The sequence below is a fragment of the Citromicrobium bathyomarinum genome, assembly GCF_038594605.1.
GTDB classification, from domain to species: domain Bacteria; phylum Pseudomonadota; class Alphaproteobacteria; order Sphingomonadales; family Sphingomonadaceae; genus Alteriqipengyuania; species Alteriqipengyuania bathyomarina_B.
On record NZ_JBCFZM010000005.1, the window covers coordinates 86909 to 108069 of the forward strand.

Sequence of the window (21161 nt, forward strand, 5' to 3'; positions counted from 1 at the left end):
CGCTGATGCCGATGGTAAAGCGAGAGCGGGCCGCGCTCAAGCATATCCGCCTGTCAACGCCGCGCGATCCGAAACGGCACCCGCTGCCCATTGCGCCTTTCGCGCGGCGCACCATTTGCTACAGGGACACATCATGGCAGAGATCGACCCTTCCGACATCGCCCAGAAACCCGCGGAGGTAGAGGCGAACGCCGCCCCGCCGATCCCGCAGGGCGGGCTGGAAGTCGTGTCGATCGCCAAGAGCTACGACAAGCGCGCGGTCCTGACCGATATCTCGCTCTCGGTCGGCAAGGGCGAAGTGCTCGGCCTGCTCGGCCCCAATGGCGCTGGCAAGACGACCTGCTTCTATTCGATCATGGGGCTGGTGAAGCCCGATAGCGGCCGCATCCTGATAGATGGCGAGGACGTGACTCACCTGCCGATGTATCGGCGCGCGATCCTCGGCCTCGGCTATCTGCCGCAGGAAACCAGCATTTTCCGCGGGCTGACCGTGGAGCAGAACATCGCGACCGTGCTCGAACTGGCAGAGCCGGATCGCCAGACCCGGCGCGATTCTCTGGAGCGTCTGCTCGACGATTTCGGCCTGACCCGCCTGCGCACCGCACCCGCGATGGCGCTTTCGGGCGGCGAGCGGCGGCGGTGCGAGATCGCCCGCGCGCTGGCCGCGAACCCATCGATCATGCTGCTCGACGAGCCGTTTGCAGGGATCGATCCGCTGTCGATCAGCGACATCCGCGATCTGGTGATCGACCTCAAGACACGTGGAATCGGCGTCCTGATAACCGATCATAACGTTCGCGAAACGCTCGATATCGTAGACCGCGCCTGTATCATTTACGGTGGCCGGGTTCTGTTTGCGGGCACCCCGCAAGACCTGGTGGCAGACGAGAACGTGCGCAGGCTCTACCTTGGCGAGAACTTTACCTTGTGATTTTCCGGCGGTCCGAAACGTGATCGCTTTTGGAAACTTCGGGGCCGCCGTGGCGGTACCGGGCCACACCGGTACCGGGCGCAGGGTTCGGCGCCAGCCGGGCGCGAACGGACGCCACAGCTGATGTCGCTCGCTCCGCGCCTCGACCTGCGCCAGTCGCAATCGCTGGTGATGACGCCCCAGCTGCAGCAGGCAATCAAGCTGCTGACGCTGTCCAATCTCGAGATCGAGACCTTCATCGGCGATGCGCTCGAATCCAATCCGTTGCTCGAAATGGGCGAAGTCCCCGCGCGCGCCGAGGCTGGACAGGACGATGGCGGCGACACCCCCGAAACCCCGCGCGAGGAACGCGATGCCGACACCCTGATCGCCGAAGGGGCCGCCGAAAGCGACGCCCCGACCGACCTCTCCGCCGCCGAGCTGGAGATCGACCGCGACACCGGCGATGGCAGCTGGGGCGCAGCCGAGGGTTTCGGCGGCGAGGACGAAGGGCTGGAGTTCGATCGGCACGGCGGAACGGCGCTCTCGCTCTCGGAATTTCTCCATGCACAAATCGGTGCCGCTGGCCGCGACGACCGCGAGATTTTCATCGCCAGAGCAATCATCGACCGCCTCGACGACGCAGGCTATCTCACGGAAACGCTGCGCGAGGTTGCCGAAACGCTCGGCATTCCGCTGGCCGAAGCGGAGCGTGCTCTGGCGCTTGTTCAGACGCTCGATCCCGCAGGAGTCGGTGCGCGCAATCTGGCCGAATGCCTCGCGATTCAGGCGCGCGATGCGGATCGCTACGATCCGTGCATGGCGCGGCTGATCGACAATCTGGAGCTGGTCGCGCGCGGCGAAATCGCCCGGCTGCAGAAGCTGTGCGAAGTCGATGCCGAGGATTTCGCGGACATGCTCGCCGAATTGCGCGGGTACGATCCGCGCCCCGGCCTGACCTTCGGGGAGCAGGGCGGCAGCCCGGTCGTGCCCGATATCCTGATCTCGCCCTCGACTGACGGCGGCTGGCGCATCGCTCTTAACGAAGCGACGCTCCCCCGGCTGGTGGTCAACCGCCCCTATCTGGTCGAATTGCGCGAGGGCTGCCGCGATCGCAGCAGCCGCGCCTGGCTGAAGGACAAGCTGGAAGATGCCCGCTGGCTGATCCGCGCGCTCGACCAGCGGCAGAAGACGATCCTGGCGGTGGCGAGCGAGATCGTGACCCAGCAGCAGGGCTTCTTCCTCCACGGGGTCAGCCACCTGCGGCCGCTGACGCTGAAGCATGTGGCCGAGAAGATCGAGATGCACGAAAGCACGGTCAGCCGGGTGACCAGCAACAAGTTCCTGCACTGCCCGCGCGGCACCTTCGACCTCAAATACTTCTTCACCAGCGGTGTGGGCGGCGGTGAGGATGGCGAGGGCGCAAGCGCGGAAGCGGTCAAGGCCCGGATCAAGGCGCTGACCGATGCGGAAGACCCGAAGTCGATCCTGTCGGACGACAAGCTGGTCGACCTGCTCAAGGCCGAAGGGTTCGACATCGCGCGGCGCACGGTCGCCAAATACCGCGAGGCGATGGGTATCGGGTCGAGCGTGCAGCGCCGCCGGGCGAAGAAGCTCGCCGCGATAAGGTGAAGTCAGGCGGCCGGGATCAGGCGGCGCGCCGCGCGAGCGGGGCGACCCGCTCGATCACGCACAAATGCCGGTCTCCCGAAGCCGCCAGCGGGCAGACCACTTCGCCGCGACCAAGCCGCGCGGCAAGTTCGCTGCGCTCCAGCACTTCGTAGCTGCGATCTTCGCACAGCCGGTCGGCCGACAGGCGCCCGACCGCCAGCGCAGAGCCACGGCCGCCTTCGGCCAGCAGCCCGTCGATGATGACCAGGTCCGGCTCGGCTGCCAGATCGGCCCACCAGTCGCCCTCCCCGATCTCGATCAGGGCGATCGCCGATCCGCTGCGCGCCTTGGCCAGTGCGGCCTGTGGCGAGGTGGTTTCGCGAATGGGCAGGATCGTGCCGAAGCGCGCCCGCGCCATCAGCTGGATGCGTGCAGGATGCCGCTCGGCGCTGAGCGCGATTTCGATCGGGCGCTGCGCCTGCAGGTTGATCGCCATCAGTTCGCGCCAGATGGCGGTGATGCTTTCGCGCGGGATGCGGGTGGTCATCGAGGCAAGCCGGGCGATGATGCTCGCCTCGCGTGCGGGGCGCAGCAGCAGCTCGCCCTCCTCGTCTTCCTCGGCCTTGGCGGCGGCGATGGAGGCGGCAAGATCCAGCCGACGCTCGATCAGGGCCAGCAGCTCTTCGTCCAGAGCGTCGATTTCTTCGCGCAGACAATCGATGTCGCGCATATTGATATTGGCAATCGTCATGAGACAAGTCGCTTTCGGTTCGTCGACCGCGCGCACTTCAGGCGGCGCTGCGGATCACGGATGTTCGTTTATGTGGATGGTGGCCGCTTTGTCGCGCAGGGCCAGCGCTGGTCCCGATACGCCTTCAGGCGTATCGGCCGCTAAACGAACCGAAATAATACAGATAATAGGAGACGCGGGCAGCGGCCAGCGAAAGGACTGGCGGCGCGGAAATCGAAACTGGGGCCGAAGCGGGGATTGCGAGATCCCGAAGCTTGGTCATGATGATTCGCTCCTGAGGCACGATGGGTAACGAAAGCGCTGCCTCATACGCCTTCGAAGCAATGAAATATCTTGTGCGACGCAAAACCGCAAGTATCGATTTTTAAGCATACCGATCTGTGGCAATCGAGAGACACCAGGTGTGCCGCGCACTTCGACTCGAAAATCCCTCGCTTCATCGTGGCCGTCGCGCCAAAACCACGCTTTACGCGATGTTAACCTTTTCCGTTCAGACCTTGTGTGGTTAACAAATCGCAGCGCCCCATGCCGGGCGCCGCCGCACATTCATTGGGCAAAGGGGGCGACCCATGCGCGTATTGCTGATCGAGGACGAGCCGACGACGGCCAAGGCCATCGAGCTCATGCTCACGACCGAAGGTTTCAACGTCTACTCAACCGATCTGGGCGAGGAAGGCCTCGATCTGGGCAAGCTGTACGATTACGATATCATCCTGCTGGATCTCAACCTGCCGGACATGCACGGCTACGACGTGCTCAAGAAGCTGCGCGTCGCAAAGGTGCAGACGCCGGTCCTGATCCTGTCGGGCATTGCCGAGATGGACTCCAAGGTCCGCAGCTTCGGCTTCGGTGCCGACGATTACGTGACCAAGCCGTTCCATCGCGAGGAACTGGTCGCCCGCATCCATGCCGTGGTGCGCCGTTCCAAGGGCCACAGCCAGTCGGTCATCCGTACCGGCAAGCTGGCCGTCAATCTCGACGCCAAGACGGTCGAGGTCGACAATGCGCGGGTCCACCTCACGGGCAAGGAATACGCGATGCTGGAGCTGCTCTCGCTGCGCAAGGGCACCACGCTGACCAAGGAAATGTTCCTCAACCACCTTTACGGCGGGATGGACGAGCCCGAATTGAAGATCATCGATGTGTTCATCTGCAAGCTGCGCAAGAAGCTGAGCCATGCATGCGACGGCGAGAATTACATCGAGACGGTCTGGGGCCGCGGCTACGTGCTGCGCGACCCGTCCGAAGAGGCGGAAGCCGCCTGACGAGTTTTTCCTTGGATGGGATTGGCAGAACGCCCCGCGAGCCAAGCTCCGGGGCGTTTTGTTTTGGCCGGGCATTTTGGCCGGGCAACGGTGTGCGGCCAGACCCCCGGTCATTCCGGGCGCTAGCCGATACCGCCCGGCGTTTGCGTCTCGCGGCGCTCCCATTGGCTCAGCGTGCGCGGATGGGATAGCCGCGCAAAGTCCACCCCGCTCGGCTCCTGGAAGGCGCGCAGGCCGAATTCGGGCAGGATCGCCAGCAGGTGGTCGAATATCTCGGCCTGGATGTGCTCGTACTCCGCGAATTGCGTGGTCGCGGCGAAGGTGTAGAGCTCCAGCGGCAGGCCGGTCGGCGTGGGTTCCAGCTGGCGCACCAGCGTCGTCAGGTCGTGATTGATCTGCGGATGCGTGCGCAGGTAGGCGAGCACATAGGCGCGGAACATGCCGATATTGGTGATCCGCCGTGCGTTGACCGGGTTATCCTCCCCCGCCATCTCGCGCGCGTTCCACTCGCTCAGTTCCTGCTCCTTGCGATCGAGATAATCGCGCAGCAGGCGAAACCGGCGCAGGTCCGCCACCTCCTCGTCGCTCAGGAAGCGCAGCGTGTTCTGGTCGAGATGGATCGCGCGCTTGATCCGCCGCCCGCCCGCCTCGGCCATGCCGCGCCAGTTGCGGAAGCTTTCATTGATCAGCTTGTAGGTCGGGATGGTGGTGATGGTCTTGTCGAAATTCTGGACCTTCACCGTGTGCAGCGCGATGTCGATCACGTCGCCATCGGCATTCTGCTGCGGCATCTCGATCCAGTCGCCCACTCGCAGCATGTCCTGCGCCGACAATTGCACCGAGGCGACGAGGCTGAGGATCGTGTCCTTGAAGACCAGCAGCAGCACCGCCGCCATCGCGCCGAGGCCCGATAGCAGCAGCAGCGGTGACTGTTCGATCAGCGCGGCGATGCCGAGGATCGCGGCGGCCCCGAAGACGAGGATCTTCACCACCTGGAGGAAGCCCTTGATCGGGCGATTCCTCGCCTCAGGCCGGCGCTTGTACAGCTCGTTGACGTAGGTGAGCCCGGTCGTGATGGCGAGCGCGATCACGAGCACGATCGTCGCATTGGCGACGTTGGAGATAACCGTTTCGATCTCCTCGGGCAGGAAGCGCACGAACACGATCCCGCGCGAGATGATCAGTAGCGGGATGGTGGTGACCAGCCAGCCAACCGCCTTGTCGGGCGTTTTGGTCCGGCGATCGAGGAACGGCGCCGCGAGACGCAGCACCACCTTCTTGAGCAGCAGGTTCACGACGAAGGCGATCAGCAGCAGCAGCGCCACGCCGCCGAGCGCCTGCACCAGCGGCGGTTGACCACCCAGATATTCGAACATCTCTTCCATTGCGCGCCCGCCTAACTCGGATTGCCCGCCTGCGTCACCCCCAGGCGTAGGGGCACGAAGAAGAATTGCTTTTCGCGCGGCCAGGCGAATTCGCTTGGAAACTTTTGCCGTTCCTGCGAATTTTGCGCTCTGCAATTCAACTGCTTGCTGGGCCTCATGTCGTTTCTATCTGACTATTCTGCCCAGATCGGCCTCGCCCTCCTTATCCTCACCTTCGCGGCGTTCATGTTCGAACGGCGCCCTCCGGTGGTGATCGCGGTCGTCGCGGGCGCGATCATGCTTGCGCTGGGCTATCTCTCGCCCAAGGAGATGCTGGGCACATTCTCCAACTCCGCGCCGATCACGATCGCCGCAATGTTCATCCTGTCGGGCGCGCTGCTGCGCACCGGCGCGCTGGAAGAGGTTTCGGGCTGGGTGATCCGGCGCACCACGCAGAGCCCCCGGCTCGCGACCGCCGAGATCGGGCTGGGCACGCTGGCCGCGTCGGCGTTCATGAACAATACGCCGGTCGTCATCGTGATGATCCCGGTGGTCAAGAAGCTGGCGCAGGTGTTGAAGACGACCGCGACGCGCCTGCTGATCCCGCTTTCCTACGTCTGCATCCTAGGCGGCACGCTGACGCTGATCGGCACCTCGACCAACCTGCTGGTCGATGGTGTCGCGCAGGAAAACGGCCAGCAAGGCTTCGGGATTTTCGAGATTACCGCAGTCGGCCTCGTCGGCATGGTCGCAGGGGTCGCGGTGTTGCTGGTGCTCGGCCCGTTGCTGCTGCCCAATCGCGGGCCGCGCATGGGCGACGAAACGCGCGAGAGCGATATCTATCTCAGCCACCTGACATTGATCGAAACCAGCAAGTATGTCGGCCAGACACTATCGGACAGCGCAATCGCGCGGCGGCCCGGCATCAGGGTCGTGGCGATCCAGCGCGGTTCCGATCTGTATCGCAAGGACCTGGGCAGTTTCGAATTGGCGGCGGACGACCAGCTGATCGTTAGCGCCACGCCCGAAGAAATCGCCTCGCTGGCGGAGGCGCCCGATTTTCGCACCGGGCTGGTCGGGCTCGGCGGCGGCGTCGAGACCGCGCGGGACAAGCGCCCCGGCGACCTGCGAATCATCGAGGCGGTGGTTTCCGCCACCCACCCCGTCGTCGGGCAGAGATTGAAGGAAATTCCGCTCCTCTCGCGGCTCAAGGTGCGTGTGCTGGGCCTCGCGCGACCGCGCCACCTGCCCGGCCCTTCGCTGGCCGAGGCGCGCGTGCGCGCGGGCGACCGGTTGCTGATCGCGGCGGGGCCGGACGCGGCGCTGACATTGCAGGGCAATGTCCAGCTGACCAATGTCGGCGTCACCACCGCGCAATCCTTCCGTCGCACCAAGGCGCCCATCGCCGTTGCGACGCTGGCCGCGGTCGTCTTCGGCGCAGCGGTGTTCGGACTGCCGATCGAGGCGCTGGCGGTGGGCGGGGTCGCGCTGGTGCTGGCGACCCGCTGCATCGAGCCGAGCGATGCCTGGGCGAGCCTGGATGGCAGCACGCTGGTGCTGATCTTCGGGATGCTGGCCTTCGGCACCGGGCTCGACAATGCGGGCACCATTGCGCTGCTCGTCGATACCATCCAGCCACTGCTGGGCGCCAGTTCGCTGCTCGTGCTGATCCTGCTGGTCTATGCCGTCACCAGCACGCTGACCGAGGCGATCACGAATAATGCCATCGCCGTCATCATGACCCCGCTGGCGATCGGGCTGGCGGATGCCGCCGGGGTCGAGGCGCGACCCCTGATCGTGGCGGTGATGTTCGGCGCAAGCGCCAGCTTCGCAACCCCCATCGGTTACCAGACCAACACGCTGGTCTATGGCGCGGCCAACTACCGCTTTTCCGACTTCGTGAAGATCGGCCTGCCGATGAACATCATCGTCGGGCTGGCCGTGTCGCTCGCCATCTGGGTCTTCTTTGGTTGAGGCGCTGGACTCGACCATAGCGGTGCCGCTAGCCGCTCGGGCATGACGGCTTACAAGGACGGCGATCCCACCACTCTCAGCAGGCTTTACGGCCGCAGCGTCGGCAAACCGCTGCGTGCGCGCCAGCAGGCCCTGATCGACGAGCTATTGCCGCGCATCGCGGTACCCGAGGAAGGGCCGATCACGGCAGAGCGCCTGTTCGGCGAAGATTGTCCGCTGCATTTCGAGATCGGTTTCGGCGGAGGCGAGCACCTCGCCCATCGTGCCGACCTCTTACCCAACCACGGCTTCATCGGCGCCGAGCCGTTCATCAACGGAGTCGCGCAGGCGCTGGTCCATGTCGAGGAACAGCGGCTCGGCAACGTCCGCCTGCATGATGGCGACGCGCTGAAGGTCTTGGCCCGCGTGCCCGATGGCGCACTGACGATGGTCTACCTGCTCCACCCGGACCCCTGGCCGAAGAACAAGCACGCCAAGCGGCGGATGATGAACGACGGGCCGGTGCGGATGATCGCCGACAAGCTGAAGCCCGGCGGAGAGTTTCGCTTCGGCACCGATCACGATGTTTACCTGCGCCATGCGCTGATGGTGATGCGCCGGTTCAGAAACGAGTTCGAGTGGCAGGTCGAAGGCCCGAAGAGCTTTCAGCAGCGCCCCTCAGGCTGGTCGGAGACCCGCTACGAGAAGAAGGCGCGCGAACAGATGGGCCACGAGGTGTGGTACTTTCGATTCAGGCGACGCTAGACTACGCTGATGTTGTAAAAACAACGACTTAGCGCAAAACACTTACGCCAGAATTGCCTCCAATTCGCCCCTTTTTCCGCTTGCGTGATTACCCGGTGATTGCCAGAAAAGGCCACGAGGTATCGCATGGCAACAGGAAAAATCAGCAAGCGCACGGTCGATTCGCTCCCGGTTGGACCAAAGGAAAACTATCTTTGGGACACCGATCTCAAGGGCTTTGGCGTCAAGATTACAACTGCTGGATCAATCAGTTACATAATCCAGTTCCGAATGGGCGGACGAGAAGCGAAGACCCGTCGTTTCACGATCGGATCACATGGATCGCCTTGGACACCGACTACTGCACGCTTGGAAGCTGAGCGATTGTTGGTGATTGTTGCGCAGGGCATTGATCCGGTTGATGCGGAAAAGCAGCGCCGCCGGGAAGCTGTCGACCTCGCCTTCTCGAATTACGCTGACCTCTTCACTCGCTCCTGCAAACGCGAGGGATGGCGTCGCCTCGTGGAGCGATCCATTCGCCTCTACCTCAAGCCCACATTCGGAATGAAGGCGCTGCCAGCGATTACGAAGATCGACGTCGTTTCGGTTCTCGATCAGATGCCGCCCAAGCAGGTGGCAAACCGGCGAAATGTCTTTGCCGTTATGCGCCGCCTGTTTCGCTGGGCCGTCAGTCGCGGAGATATCGATCGCAATCCGATGGAGGGCATGGAAACGCCGCCTCCGGTCAAGCCACGAGAGCGCTGGCTCAAGGATGGCGAACTCCGCCATATCTGGAATGCGGCGCCGGAATGTCATCGCTGCTTTGGTCCAATTGTCAGGCTTCTGATCGTAACCGGACAGCGCCGTGAAGAAGTCTCCGGGATGCACTGGCAGGAGCTCAGTCGCAGCGAAAGATTATGGACCCTGCCCGGATCTCGAACCAAGAACGGAGAACCTAACTCCATTCCCCTCAACGATCTTGCAATCGCCGAGCTCGACCGGGAGGCTCGCGGCGAGAGGTGGCCGCGTAAGGGCCGTGTTTTCGCGACAGCTAGCGGGGCGGGCTTTACGGGATACGCCAAAGGGAAGGTGAAGCTCGACAGCCTGATCGAGGAACGTTGCGAAGAGCCGCTCGAAGCCTGGCGCCTTCATGATCTACGACGAACCCTCGCAACGAACTTCCAGCGGCTTGGCGTTCGGTTTGAAGTCACCGAAGCCGTTCTCAACCATGTGGGCGGATCTCGCGCCGGAGTCGCCGGCATCTACCAGCGCCACGACTGGAAGGACGAAAAGCGCCAGGCGCTCGATGCCTGGAATGACCACCTCGCGACGGTTCTGTCCGAGAGTGGGGAGACGACCTAAAATATTGGCGAGGGCTAGGGCGTCTGCTGGTTCAAACGTCCGACAAGAGCGGGTACCAGATCCTCAATGTGTTGATGATATGCGCGTACCGCTCGGTTTGAGCCATCGAACCCTTGCTGCGCTTTTCGCTCAATTTGCTCAAGGGCATGCGGCGCGCCAGGCCAAATCACCGGCTCGAGTTCACGTAGCGGCTGGAGTCTGTCGCTAATGCGTTCGACCAAATGTACGCGAAACCGATTGCCTGAGCTTGCCGCGATGTCTCTGAAGGCGCGCGCCAATCGGTCGGCATAAGCACCTCGCGTGTCGTTTGATCCTTCGTTGATTGTCAGTGATTTGTGATCGTTGTCGGGAGCCTGCTCCAAAAGCAGGGCGTTGACTTGCAGAATGTCGCGCAAGGCCTGTTCGGTAAGCAGCGGTACGCGAAATCCTTCGCCGGGCGTGAGGTCGACCAGCCCTTCACCGACAAGCTGGTTCAGGCTGTCTCTTACCGGCGTCATGCTCACTCCGAAATCGTCAGCGAGTCGCATCGCCTCAAGCTTCGTACCGGCCCGGAAGCGCCCTTCCAGCAATGCATCTTTCAACCGCCTGTACGTAGGCTCGAGGACGTGAGCGGGACTCATCGTCCGCCGCGGCGCGTCTTGGCGAACTCACGAACCGCTTCTTTCTGGTCGGGGCGCAGACTATCGGTTGCCTGAGGGAATTCGGGCACCTTGTCGCTCAGCAAAACCGACGGGCATTGCCCTTCGAAATTACCCAGGTTCGGACGGTGCTGCACATATCCGGCGAGCTCGGCGAGTTCGGGAGAGAACTCTTTTGCTACTGCTGGTGGATAGGCCAGCCAGAGATTCTCGTAGGGTTTGAGCCAGCCGAGACTGTAGCCGATTACGACACCGCGGCGGACATCCTCGGTCTGGTTTGGTCCCGCTCCATGGACGGTGGAGCCGAGAAAGCAGATCGCATCGCCGGGCTTGCAAACAGCTACTATGGGATCGTCGAGACTTTCGAGATTGTCGACAGGCTTCCTGTGCGTCCCGGGGTAGATGCGTGTCGCGCCATTGAGGCGAGTAAATTCGGTCAGCGGCCAGATGACGTTGAGAAGATATTCGTGATCGCCCTTGCGGCCTGCCCACATATCCTGATCGCAATGCGGAAACTGTTCTATCTCGCCGGGATGGATCGCGATCGCCTGGGCGACATTGAGCTGTATCCGGTCGCAGGCGCTGCCGAGAATTGCGCGGGCGAGCGATAGGACTAGCGGCTGCAGGACTAGATCGCCTGCGACCTGCGACCGGCGAAGCAGGCTTCCAAACCGTTTGGTCCGATGGCCATAGAAGTCTCCCTTGCCGAGGGGCGCCTGCGCAAATGCACCTTCCAGGTCGGCATCGAGTGCGGCGATCTGTTGCTCGGCGACAAGCTGCGGAATGATGCAATAGCCATCCTCTTGCAGCTGATCGAGCCAATGCGCCTCCCTCGGCCCAGTCATGCTGCCAGCTCCATGCCGCCATAGGCTTCCGGCTTAGGATTGCGGCAGTAGATCCCTGCGTTGGCGAGTTGCGCGCGTGTATCTTGGTCGATGTCGATCCGAAGAGCGACAAGCTGCTGCCCATCGATAGAAACGCACGGTCCAAGCTGCTGGCAGCGCCAGCCGAACTGGGCGATCTGACGGAACCAGGGCACTGGGGCGACCGCCGAATAACCAGAGATCCCTTCCGATATTGCAAAATCGGCGAGTGCGGAGACGAGCTGGTTGCGGACACTCCGGCGATCAGCGCGCGGCAACGTGGGATCGATACAGAATCGGGTAATCTCGCGAAATGCCTCATCCTGCGGAACAGGTCCGGTGCACAGCTGCGGAAAGAGATCGCGTAAGATATGAGGTCCATCAGAACGCAGGAGCCGGGCCGATGCGCGATGCTCGCACTTTTCGCCGGTGAGGACGAGATAGGCGGCCGAGGGCGTATCGAACTGGTCGATTTCAAAGGTCCCGTCGAGCACCGGAACGTCCCACCCAAGAAGATCCACGAACACGCGCTTGCGCGCCTCGAACATGGCGCGAAGTGCCGGATCGACCAAGTTTGCACCATTTATACCGCTGCTTTGCTGCATGAAGATTACCTGTGAACTTGATGACTGCTCGCATCTCATCAAATCCGGATAGGCAGCGACATACCAAGAACTGGGGAGGGCCACATCTGGCGCTCTACAGGGGAGAGTTTACTGGCCATCCCACCTTTGCGATGAGCGTCAGCGTTTGAAAATCATCAAGATACGACAGGTATCTTATCGGTCCGATTCTGTTCATCCCGGGAAGGTCACAAGCTGGCTATGAATGCAAAAGTCATCACGAACTTCCAGCTTGGCAGCCGCGAATCCTCTTCGGCGCCTGATGTCTTGCCCCTCGCTACAGAGCATGCGCTGCAATCCGCCGGAGCTGCTTTCCATGCGCTCGCCGACACCATGCCGCAGATGGTATGGTCGACTCTTCCCGACGGCTCCCACGATTATTACAATGCGCGCTGGTATGAATTCACGGGTGTCCCTGTCGGATCAACCGACGGCGAAGGATGGGCCGGGATGTTCCATGAGGATGACCAGGCCGACACATGGAAGAAATGGAACCACAGCCTCGCTACCGGCGAACCGTACGAGGTTGAATATCGCCTGAGGCATCACAGCGGCGATTATCGCTGGATGATCGGTCGTGCGCTGCCGATCCTCAACGAGGAGGGTGAGATCCAGCGCTGGATCGGCACTTGTACGGATATCGACGAGCAGAAGCGCACCGCCCTCCAAAACGAAATCCTGAGTCAAGAGCTCAGCCATCGCATCAAGAACATCTTCGCGATTGTTTCCGGTTTGATCAGCCTGACAGCGCGCGCAAATGAAGCGTTCGGTGAAGCGTCGCGCGACCTGCTGGGCCGGATTTCCGCGCTGGGGCGCGCGCACGAATTCGTCCGGCCCCACAGCGAAAAGTCCCAGCCCGAGGGCAAGGAAGTGACCCTCGCCACGCTGCTTGCGACGATCTTCGAGACCTATCCTGCCTTTTCCGAAAGAAGGATTGCTATTTCCGGCCCCGATATCGCGGTCGAAAGCCGCGCCGCCACGCCGGTTGCATTGGTGTTCCACGAGCTGGCTACCAACGCGATGAAGTACGGAGCTCTGTCCAATCCCGAGGGAAGGATTTCGCTGGACCTTTCAACCGAGGACGAGATGGTCCGCTTCCGCTGGAGGGAACACGGAGCTCACATCGACAAGGCGAGTGAGCCTCAAACGGGTTTCGGAAGTCGCCTCATCGAGTTGGCCGTGAAGCAACAGCTAGGAGGCAATTACGAGAGAACCTGGCATGACGATGGCGTTGAACTCGTCATGGATGTCCGAAAAAGCAGGTTGCAGGAGCCTAGTTAAAGAAGAGCCTAAGACGGGCTGGCGGATCGATTTTTTCGCCCTTCCGGACCGCAATGACATAGTCGAGAACCTGCTTGAGAATGCTAAGATCGACCGGTTTTTCCAGCGCGCCCAGCGTTCCGCTCACCCCTTCGCCGAGTTGTGCGGGATTGGCGGTTACGAAAATAACCTCGATCCCGAAATCCGCAGCAAGCTTCTCGCCGATCCTCGGACCAGTGGCTCCATCGGCCAGATTGACATCGACGAGCGCCACATCGATCGCGTCTGAAGCCTTTGCCAATGCCGATTGCATGTCGTCGGCTATGCCTGCGGATTCATGACCGAGATCGTGAACCACCGCCTCCATTTCGACAGCTATGAGGAATTCGTCTTCGACAATCAGAATGGTGGTCGGCATGGAAAGCTATCAAAAGTTAAATGACGAGGCTCTGTAGTGAGGGGACGGACAGGGCGCATATTCGTTCCCTCGCCTCGTCGCATCCGGCTTCGATCGAAATAGCTTCAAGACGCGCACCCGTTCCGACGGCATAGCTTCACTATCGGGCGCCAGGACCACGACCAAAGAGCGTATCTATGATGGGGCATTCCGGAACATCACCGCCTTCGCAGCGGGCTGATACATCGGCTAGCGTGCGCTCCAACCTAGTCAAATCAGCAATTTTAGCTCGCACGCTGGCCAGATGGTTATTGGTCAGATCCCGAACCTCGCCGCAGCTGTAGGGGTGCGAATCAACGAGGCTGAGCAGGCTTTTGAGCTCCTCGATCGAAAAACCCAGATCGCGGCCGCGCAAGATAAAGCCGAGCCGCGCCTGGTCGCCGGGTGGATAGAGCCTGTGCCCGCTTGCCGTACGCTCGGGAGGCTGAAGCAGACCGATGTTCTCGTAGTAGCGGATTGTCTCAAGGTTGCAGCCCGACCGTCTGGCCAGTTCTCCCCGTTTGATCACTTGCGATGCTGTCATGAGCCATATGCCAATTAGTGCTTGAACCTGTAGTTACTACAGGGAGTACATTGGTTTCCATGGTCGATCAAATGCACAAGAACGCGCAGCGCTTATGGGCGAGCGGCGGGACGCTCGGCGCGATACTCGCCTCGTCCTGCTGTATTGCCCCGCTGTTATTGCTGAGCCTTGGCATCAGCGGCGCGTGGATCGGCAATCTCACTGCGCTCGAACCGTACAAATGGGTATTTATCGCCATTGCGGTTGTCTTTTTGGCCCTTGGATTCCGGCACGTCTATTTTCGGCAAGCCGAACCTTGCGAAGACGGAACATATTGCGCGCGGCCCGGAGCAAACCTGCTCGTCAAAAGCTCCCTGTGGCTGGCGACCGTATTGGTCGCTGCCTCGTCCACGGTCGAGTGGTGGGCGCCGCAATTCTACTAGGAGTTCGAAAGATGAAGAAGACGATGATCGTCGCAGTTGCGATACTGGGACTGGCCGGAGCGGGTATCTGGGCAGCGACCTTGTTTCCGCCAAACTCCGACGAACGGGTTCAACAAAATTCCGCGCATCTGCAATCGGCAAGTTTTGCGGTCGAGAATATGACCTGCGCGACCTGCCCGATAACGGTTCGGCGCGCGATGGAAGGCGTGGCAGGTGTGCACGAGGTGACTATCGATTACGAGACCAGGACGGCGACTGCGCAGTTCGATCCTGAGCGAACAACCACAAGCGCGATCGCCGCGGCGTCGACCGAGGCCGGATATCCGGCGATCCTTTCAGAGAGCGCGCTATGATCGAACTGAAGTCCGAGATCACATGCCCTACTTGCGGGTACAAAAAGCTCGAAAGAATGCCGACGGATGCCTGCTGGTTTTTCTACGATTGCAATGGTTGCGGTGTGAAACTCCGCCCCAATGCGGGCGATTGCTGTGTCTTCTGCTCATTCGGCACCATCCCCTGCCCGCCGATCCAGGAAACGCGTGCCGATCGCAAGGGCGCCACATGTTGCGGAGGGCGGTGAGATGAGTACGCGAAACTTCGATCTTATAGTGCTGGGTGTTGGTATGGCGGCCGTAAATGCCGCCAACAAATGCGCCTCAGCCGGTTGGTCGGTCGCGGTGGTCGACGAACTGCCTTATGGCGGCACCTGCGCCCTGCGCGGCTGCGATCCGAAGAAAATGCTCCGCCGCGGGGCGGAAATCATCGACGCAGCGCGGCTCATGCACGGCAAGGGCATCGAACCGAACGACATCGCCATCAACTGGCCCGATCTGGTCGCCTTCACGCAGACGTTCACCGACAAAATGCCCGGTCGGATCGAAAACGGTCTGGAGAGCAACGGCGTCACTACCCTTCACGGGAAAGCGCGCTTCGTCGGCGAAGATACCGTCGAAATCGACGGCGAGGGGCAGTTTCAGGCAAACCATTTCCTGATCGCAACGGGTGCCAAGCCGCGGACGATAGATGTTCCCGGCTCCGAACACCTTACCGACAGCACCGAGTTCATGCGGCTCGATGCGCTGCCCGAACGCATCCTGTTCATCGGCGGCGGCTTCATCTCGTTCGAGTTTGGCCATATCGCAGCACGCGCCGGCAGCGAGGTGTGCATGATCGATCGCGGCGAGAGACCGCTTAAAGGTTTCGATGCCGATCTTGTTGAAAGACTCGTCGCGCGAGGCGAGGAAGTCGGCGTCCAACTGCGACGGCGCACGTCACTCAAATCCATCAAGAAGGACGGGACGGACTTTCTTGTCACGGTAGAAACGGGTAGCGAAACGAAAGATTTGCGCGCCGATCTCGTCGTCCAAGGCGCGGGCCGCGTCGCGGCAATTGATCAGCTCGATCTGGCCGCAGCCAATGTCGAGGCAGGTGACAAGGGCGTTGCGGTCAACGCCTACCTGCAAAGCACGTCCAACCCGAAAATCTACGCTGCCGGGGATGCCGCCGATACGCAGGGTGCCCCGCTTACGCCTGTCGCGGTTTTCGAGGGCAAGGTAGCTGCGTCCAATATGCTCAAGGGCAACCGGACCAAGCCGGATTATTCGGGAGTTCCGAGCGCTGTATTTACCGTACCGGAGCTAACCCGCGTTGGCATGCTCGAACAGGATGCACGAGAGGCCGGGCACGATATCCGCGTCGTCGAGAATGACACCGGCGACTGGTATTCCAACCTTCGCGTTGGCGAAAGCTGCGCTGCAACCAAGGTTATAATCGATAAGGACAGCGACACTATCCTGGGCGCCCATCTGCTCGGACCCGAATATGGCGAAATCATTAATTTCTTCGGTTTGGCCATCCGACTTGGACTGACAACAAGCGATCTCAAGAAAATGGTATCGGTGTATCCGAGCGTGGGCTCCGATCTTGGCTCCATGCTATCGTAGTTGCGCCTCGCTTGGTCCAGTAAAGCCATCAACCGGGTAATCCCGTTTGCGATCGACAGTCGAAATCTCGATAGAGGTCAGATGATGACCTTTCTCGCATATCTCGGTGCTGCAATTGCTGAAATTGCGGGCTGTTTCGCTTTCTGGGCGTGGTTGCGTATGGACAAGTCGGCTTGGTGGCTCGTTCCGGGCGTGGCTTCACTCGTCCTTTTTGCCTATTTGCTAACGCTGGTCGATGCCGAGCATGCAGGTCGAACTTATGCTGCCTACGGCGGGGTCTACATTCTGTCCGCGCTTTTGTGGCTTTGGATCGCAGAAGGCGTGAAGCCCGATCGGTGGGACACTCTGGGCGTGGCGATCTGCCTTGTAGGCGCCGGCGTCATCTTGCTCGCCCCCAGACCGGTATGAGGCACATCCGCATCAAGCCAAAGGGAATATACCACGCGTCCGATTGGCGATCGCTACCAGCGACAACATGACAGGCACTTCTACGAGGACGCCTACCACCGTAGCCAAAGCAGCTCCGCTCCCTAGGCCGAACAGGCCGATCGCAACCGCCACCGCCAGTTCGAAAAAATTGGACGTGCCGATAAGAGCGCAGGGCGCGGCTACTGCGTGCGGGACCTTCCACGCTTTGGCCCAGCCATAAGCGATGAAGAAGATGCCGTAGCTTTGGACAACAATGGGCGCTGCAATCAGCGCGATCAACAGCGGTCGGGCGACAATGGTTTCCGCCTGGAAGCCGAACAGCAGCAACACCGTCAGCAGCAGGCCGATGATCGAGAGCGGCTTCATGCGCCCCGTGAATTCGGACACCGCCGCTTCATCGCCGCCATGGGTCGCGAGAAGCCGATGCCGCACAATGGCACCGGCTGCGAGCGGCAGGACCACATAGAGCGCGACCGAGAGCAGCAGCGTCTCCCACGGGACCGCAATGTCGGTCACGCCCAGCAGCAGCGCGACAATGGGCGCGAAGGCCACGATCATGATGAGATCATTCGCCGCGACTTGCACCAGCGTATAGGCAGGATCGCCCCTGGTGAGCTGCGACCATACGAAGACCATCGCGGTGCAAGGGGCCGCACCCAGCAGGATCAGCCCGGCGATGTATTGCTGGGCATCGGCAGGCGCGATCAGGTCGGCAAAGACGACCTCGAAGAACAACACGCCAAGTGCAGCCATCGTGAAAGGCTTGATGAACCAGTTCACTACCAGCGTGATGATCAGGCCCTTTGGCTTGTCACCGACGCGACGCACCGCGCCGAAATCGACCGCCACCATCATCGGGAATATCATCGCCCAGATCAGTACTGCGACGACAAGATTGACCGAGGCGTATTCGATGCCCGCTAGCGAGGCGAATAGCTCTGGCGCTGCATTGCCGAGCGCAATCCCGGCGAGGATCGCGCCGCCGACCCAGACCGAAAGCCATTTCTCGAACAGGCCTAGCCCCGCCGCGCGGGCGTCCATGTCAGCAGCTGCAGCGGTCATTGTTCATCCGCCTCGTGGCCAATGGCTTGCAGCTTTTCGCGCAGGGCAATCTGCTCGAAGCTGGCAATCGGCAGCGCCAGCATCAGGTCGATACGGCGCTTCAGCATGCGAAACGCATCGAGGAAGGCCGCTGCCTTCTCTGCATCGCTGCCCTCGACCGCCGCCGGATCAGGAATGCCCCAGTGCGCGGAAGTCGGACGACCCGGCCATACTGGGCAAGTCTCGGCCGCCGCGCTGTCGCAGACGGTGAAGATCAGATCGAATTCTGGTCCTTCGGCAAACTCGCTCCAGCTCTTTGAGGAATAGCCATCTGCCGGATAGCCCAGTGTCTTGAGCGTATGGATCGCCCAGGGATTCACTGTGCCGATCGGATTGCTTCCGGCGCTGTAGGCCTTGAATCGACCCTCACCGTCTTGGTTGAGGATTGCCTCACCCAGGATCGAACGAGCGGAATTGCCCGTGCACAGGAACAGCACGTTCAGCGGTTGATCTAACATCAGTTACCTCAGCAGCAGGACGTCTTGGCAGGTGCCAGTTGCGGCGCGCAGCAGGCGCCCAAAGTGGCAATGGCAGATGCGAGCTGGTCGAGGTCAGGACTGCCGCCATAGGTCGTGCTCTCGCCATCGGTCAGAAAAGCTTCCCAGACGACGCCATCTGGATCGGCGATCCAGCTCTTTTCCGACTGCGCGTAGCAGCAAGTCGTCGCGCCTTCTTCGAGCACCGGGCGGTCAGCAGCCTTGAGGCGGCCATAGACCTCTTCGAGTTCGCTCTTGTCCTCGACCTGCAAGCCGACATGCTCGATGCCTTTGGCAGCAGCCTCGCGCATCGAAATCGCGAAGTTGATGCGCGGATCTTCCAGCATCCACTTGGCATAGTCGGCCTTCACCACGTCGGGCTCGGCACCGAACAGGCTTGAATAGAAGGCAATAGAGTGGTCGATGTCGGTCACGCCGACATGCACGTGAAAGCGTTTCATCAGGCGCTCTTTCGTTGAGGAGAAGGAAAGCACTCGGTATCCTGGGAACAGGACATGCCGCCGCAGCAGTTCTCGGTGAGGTAGCCCATCAGGCCATTCATCGCGGCATAGTCCGCCGAATAGATGATCGAGCGGCTTTCGCGCCGCTGGGTGACCAGCCCCGCATTGCCCAGTTGGGCAAGGTGAAAGCTCATTGAAGACGGAGGCACTTGGAGTTTCTCAGCTAGCACCCCAGCGGCAACGCCTTGCTCCCCGGCCTGCACGAGCAGGCGGAATGCGGCGAGGCGATGCTCCTGTGCCAGAGCAGATAGGGCTCGGATCACGCGGTCGGCTTGCATCGCTCACTCCAATGATTCGATAACTATTAAAATATCGAAATGCCGAGAGAAGTCAAATTGCTTTCTGAACGGTTGCGAAATAGGCAGTACGGCCATGTTCGAGTGATTGAGAGGCAGTGGCGCGAAAACTAGCCTGTGTCCCGCCAACGGATAATGTCGGCAAACCCGATCAACCCGTCGAACAGCGCCGCGACGACGAGGGACTGTTTACAATGGACCTGGTAGCGCTCGCGGGCCATCTTAAGATGCTGAATGACGGTTTCGGTGCTGATTTCGAGTATCATGGCCGTTTCAGCTGCAGTCTTCCCTCTTGCAACCCAAAGCAGACACTCCCGCTGCCGATCGGTCAGGGAAGGGACCTTCTCATCGAACTTTTCTGAACTCAGGCCCAGCGCACAGCTCAAAGCCAGCGTCCCGATCATTTCCGCGACGGCGAAGCGCCGTCGGGGCAGTTCTCGCTCGGGTCGAACAGCAAAGGTGCAGGTGCCGCGCCCTATCCCGGGCAAATGCCGCGGAACAGTATAACCATTGCCAATTCCGCATTCCCGGCCGACATTGAGCATTTGACGGTCGCCGCGCGTGAGAGGGACGAGTTCGTCAATCCAGTCCCAGACGAAACCGATGATGGTCTTGTCACAGGCTCTTCGCACCGGATCCTGCCCTGCGAGGTCGAAGGCAATATAGACTTTCGCCCATTCGTCGGGATAGTCGTGCAATAGCAGGCCCGGTGCCTCGCACGATGTCGAACGCATCTCCAGGCTAAGCGCGAAGTGGTCGAAGCCAAGGCGCCGGGAAACCTGTTTAAGCGCACCGTCGAGTTCAGTGTCCGAACGGACATTGATAAGTTCAGTTGCGAATTCCTCCGCGAGATATGCGTACATAGACCTGCCGTTCGATCGGCAGCACGCAATCCAACACGCCGCCACCTGACCGCCTGCTCGGTGCCGGATCAGACGGTTCCATTCCACCTGTTCCAGCAGTTGCAGTTGCGACCCTCAAGGTCCGGTTCCAATCCGGGCGCGCCGCAAAATTCAGCAGCATGCCCCACGAAAAACCATAGTGCATTCAGTGCGTTTGAAAAGAGCGGAGCCGGCTTTGGCGAAGCAAGCCGAGATAGCCGTGCGACGCCATTCGCCGCGCCTCAACCACGAGACGCTGGGTCTGGCGGGAGCTCGGTGTCGTCGGATTGGTAAAGCGCGATCCCGTCCTTCGCGACATCCATGAAGAAATAGCGTCCGTGCGCGAGACCGTCGTTCACCTCCTGCAGCGTATGGACGATGAAATTGACCGGCGTCTTGAGCGATTTGGTCACGCCGTACTCGCGCATCAGCCGGTCATCGAGCTTCGACCAGTACTTGACCCGGTCGACCAGCCGCTTGTCGTTGACGATGATGAGCAGATCGTAGTCCGACTGGTAGCCCTTGGCCGTATGCGGCTCGTCGACCCAGGTGCCGCGGGCGTAGCTGCCGTAGAGAATGACCTTGAGAATGCGACCGGCCTTCTTCCACTCGTGCTTCGCCAGCGCAAAGGCATCATCGAATTCTTCGAAGATCAGCTGCACCACGCGCTCAAGTTCGCGTTGCTTTTGCGGAGGCAGATGATCGAGTTCGGTGCGCATTACTGGACCTTTAGCAAGCACTTGGAATGGTTGCACCCTCGCATTCCTG

At 61.1% G+C, this 21161-nt stretch carries 24 protein-coding genes and 1 pseudogene; 12 read left to right on the forward strand and 13 right to left on the reverse strand.

The window, feature by feature from the left end:
* Positions 1-133: 133 nt before the first annotated feature.
* Together lptB and rpoN are read left to right on the forward strand one after the other, a co-directional pair.
* A complete protein-coding gene (lptB, locus tag AAG612_RS15635) occupies positions 134-931 on the forward strand; it encodes an LPS export ABC transporter ATP-binding protein (protein ID WP_342511774.1) in 798 nt (265 codons plus the stop codon).
* 123 nt (positions 932-1054) lie between these two features.
* Positions 1055-2542 (forward strand): RNA polymerase factor sigma-54, encoded by a 1488-nt coding sequence (gene rpoN / locus AAG612_RS15640; RefSeq protein WP_342511775.1) that lies wholly within the window; start codon positions 1055-1057, stop codon positions 2540-2542.
* A gap of 16 nt (positions 2543-2558) precedes the next feature.
* Here rpoN and AAG612_RS15645 read toward each other — a convergent pair whose 3' ends face one another.
* Positions 2559-3272: a chorismate mutase gene (locus AAG612_RS15645; protein ID WP_342511776.1), complete on the reverse strand. Its 714-nt coding sequence runs from the start codon at positions 3270-3272 to the stop codon at positions 2559-2561.
* A 569-nt stretch (positions 3273-3841) separates the two neighbouring features.
* Between AAG612_RS15645 and ctrA the strand changes: the two genes are divergently transcribed.
* Positions 3842-4537, forward strand: coding sequence for a response regulator transcription factor CtrA (gene ctrA, locus AAG612_RS15650; RefSeq protein WP_342511777.1), 696 nt, complete (start codon positions 3842-3844; stop codon positions 4535-4537).
* A 122-nt stretch (positions 4538-4659) separates the two neighbouring features.
* Here the strand turns inward: ctrA and AAG612_RS15655 are convergent, their stop codons facing one another.
* Positions 4660-5922, reverse strand: coding sequence for a mechanosensitive ion channel family protein (locus AAG612_RS15655; RefSeq protein WP_342511778.1), 1263 nt, complete (start codon positions 5920-5922; stop codon positions 4660-4662).
* Between the two features lie 156 nt (positions 5923-6078).
* Between AAG612_RS15655 and AAG612_RS15660 the strand changes: the two genes are divergently transcribed.
* The 3 genes from AAG612_RS15660 to AAG612_RS15670 all read left to right on the forward strand — a co-directional run bounded on the left by AAG612_RS15660 (position 6079) and on the right by AAG612_RS15670 (position 9960).
* Positions 6079-7875 carry an SLC13 family permease gene (locus tag AAG612_RS15660; RefSeq protein ID WP_342511779.1) on the forward strand — a complete coding sequence of 599 codons (1797 nt, stop codon included), beginning with the start codon at positions 6079-6081 and terminating at the stop codon, positions 7873-7875.
* A gap of 42 nt (positions 7876-7917) precedes the next feature.
* A complete protein-coding gene (gene trmB, locus AAG612_RS15665; RefSeq protein ID WP_342511781.1) occupies positions 7918-8619 on the forward strand; it encodes a tRNA (guanine(46)-N(7))-methyltransferase TrmB in 702 nt (233 codons plus the stop codon).
* Positions 8620-8745: 126 nt separating this feature from the next.
* Positions 8746-9960, forward strand: coding sequence for a tyrosine-type recombinase/integrase (locus AAG612_RS15670; RefSeq protein ID WP_029140603.1), 1215 nt, complete (start codon positions 8746-8748; stop codon positions 9958-9960).
* A 14-nt stretch (positions 9961-9974) separates the two neighbouring features.
* Here AAG612_RS15670 and AAG612_RS15675 read toward each other — a convergent pair whose 3' ends face one another.
* The 3 genes from AAG612_RS15675 to AAG612_RS15685 are packed head-to-tail and all read right to left on the reverse strand — an operon-like array spanning position 9975 to position 12066.
* Complete coding sequence (locus tag AAG612_RS15675) at positions 9975-10541, reverse strand: GntR family transcriptional regulator (protein WP_231679719.1); 567 nt, start codon at positions 10539-10541, stop codon at positions 9975-9977.
* Between the two features lie 35 nt (positions 10542-10576).
* Positions 10577-11443: a phytanoyl-CoA dioxygenase family protein gene (locus AAG612_RS15680; RefSeq protein WP_010239387.1), complete on the reverse strand. Its 867-nt coding sequence runs from the start codon at positions 11441-11443 to the stop codon at positions 10577-10579.
* A complete protein-coding gene (locus AAG612_RS15685; protein ID WP_050775909.1) occupies positions 11440-12066 on the reverse strand; it encodes an acyl-homoserine-lactone synthase in 627 nt (208 codons plus the stop codon). The genes AAG612_RS15680 and AAG612_RS15685 overlap by 4 nt, the downstream gene beginning before the upstream one ends.
* 219 nt (positions 12067-12285) lie before the next feature.
* On the opposite strand from AAG612_RS15685, the gene AAG612_RS15690 reads away from it, so the two are divergent.
* The gene (locus tag AAG612_RS15690; protein WP_054522828.1) at positions 12286-13365 is read left to right on the forward strand and encodes a sensor histidine kinase; all 1080 of its coding nucleotides are present in this window, start codon (positions 12286-12288) and stop codon (positions 13363-13365) included.
* Here the strand turns inward: AAG612_RS15690 and AAG612_RS15695 are convergent.
* Both AAG612_RS15695 and AAG612_RS15700 read right to left on the reverse strand, forming a co-directional pair.
* On the reverse strand, positions 13358-13762 hold the full coding sequence (locus tag AAG612_RS15695) for a response regulator (RefSeq protein ID WP_010240358.1): 405 nt from the start codon (positions 13760-13762) through the stop codon (positions 13358-13360). The two genes, AAG612_RS15690 and AAG612_RS15695, sit on opposite strands and share 8 nt — an antisense overlap.
* Positions 13763-13901: 139 nt before the next feature.
* The gene (locus tag AAG612_RS15700; protein ID WP_010240361.1) at positions 13902-14324 is read right to left on the reverse strand and encodes a MerR family transcriptional regulator; all 423 of its coding nucleotides are present in this window, start codon (positions 14322-14324) and stop codon (positions 13902-13904) included.
* Positions 14325-14383: 59 nt separating this feature from the next.
* Here AAG612_RS15700 and AAG612_RS15705 point away from each other — a divergent pair, with 59 nt between their 5' ends.
* From AAG612_RS15705 to AAG612_RS15725, 5 genes are all read left to right on the forward strand, one after another.
* On the forward strand, positions 14384-14746 hold the full coding sequence (locus AAG612_RS15705; RefSeq protein ID WP_010240364.1) for a mercuric transporter MerT family protein: 363 nt from the start codon (positions 14384-14386) through the stop codon (positions 14744-14746).
* An 11-nt stretch (positions 14747-14757) separates the two neighbouring features.
* Complete coding sequence (locus AAG612_RS15710; RefSeq protein WP_047819462.1) at positions 14758-15099, forward strand: heavy-metal-associated domain-containing protein; 342 nt, start codon at positions 14758-14760, stop codon at positions 15097-15099.
* Positions 15096-15326 carry a GDCCVxC domain-containing (seleno)protein gene (locus tag AAG612_RS15715; protein ID WP_082379137.1) on the forward strand — a complete coding sequence of 77 codons (231 nt, stop codon included), beginning with the start codon at positions 15096-15098 and terminating at the stop codon, positions 15324-15326. The genes AAG612_RS15710 and AAG612_RS15715 overlap by 4 nt, the downstream gene beginning before the upstream one ends.
* On the forward strand, positions 15286-16689 hold the full coding sequence (locus AAG612_RS15720) for a dihydrolipoyl dehydrogenase family protein (RefSeq protein WP_197465581.1): 1404 nt from the start codon (positions 15286-15288) through the stop codon (positions 16687-16689). The genes AAG612_RS15715 and AAG612_RS15720 overlap by 41 nt, the downstream gene beginning before the upstream one ends.
* Positions 16690-16770: 81 nt before the next feature.
* A complete protein-coding gene (locus AAG612_RS15725; RefSeq protein ID WP_054522830.1) occupies positions 16771-17097 on the forward strand; it encodes a YnfA family protein in 327 nt (108 codons plus the stop codon).
* 12 nt (positions 17098-17109) lie between these two features.
* Here AAG612_RS15725 and arsB read toward each other — a convergent pair whose 3' ends face one another.
* The 6 genes and pseudogenes from arsB to AAG612_RS15755 form a co-directional block, all read right to left on the reverse strand.
* Positions 17110-18180 (reverse strand): ACR3 family arsenite efflux transporter, encoded by a 1071-nt coding sequence (arsB, locus tag AAG612_RS15730; RefSeq protein WP_342511795.1) that lies wholly within the window; start codon positions 18178-18180, stop codon positions 17110-17112.
* Positions 18177-18677 (reverse strand): arsenate reductase ArsC, encoded by a 501-nt coding sequence (locus AAG612_RS15735; RefSeq protein WP_029140661.1) that lies wholly within the window; start codon positions 18675-18677, stop codon positions 18177-18179. Before AAG612_RS15735 ends, arsB begins: the two co-directional genes overlap by 4 nt.
* 8 nt (positions 18678-18685) lie before the next feature.
* Positions 18686-19156: an ArsI/CadI family heavy metal resistance metalloenzyme gene (locus tag AAG612_RS15740; protein ID WP_010240701.1), complete on the reverse strand. Its 471-nt coding sequence runs from the start codon at positions 19154-19156 to the stop codon at positions 18686-18688.
* Positions 19156-19494 (reverse strand): ArsR/SmtB family transcription factor, encoded by a 339-nt coding sequence (locus AAG612_RS15745; protein ID WP_010240699.1) that lies wholly within the window; start codon positions 19492-19494, stop codon positions 19156-19158. Before AAG612_RS15745 ends, AAG612_RS15740 begins: the two co-directional genes overlap by 1 nt.
* Before the next feature lie 128 nt (positions 19495-19622).
* Positions 19623-20375, reverse strand: a complete 753-nt coding sequence (locus tag AAG612_RS15750) for a LuxR family transcriptional regulator (RefSeq protein WP_342511798.1) — start codon at positions 20373-20375, stop codon at positions 19623-19625.
* Positions 20376-20662: 287 nt separating this feature from the next.
* A pseudogene (locus AAG612_RS15755) lies at positions 20663-21112 on the reverse strand (nucleotidyltransferase domain-containing protein); the annotation flags it as partial.
* Between the last annotated feature and the right edge of the window lie 49 nt (positions 21113-21161).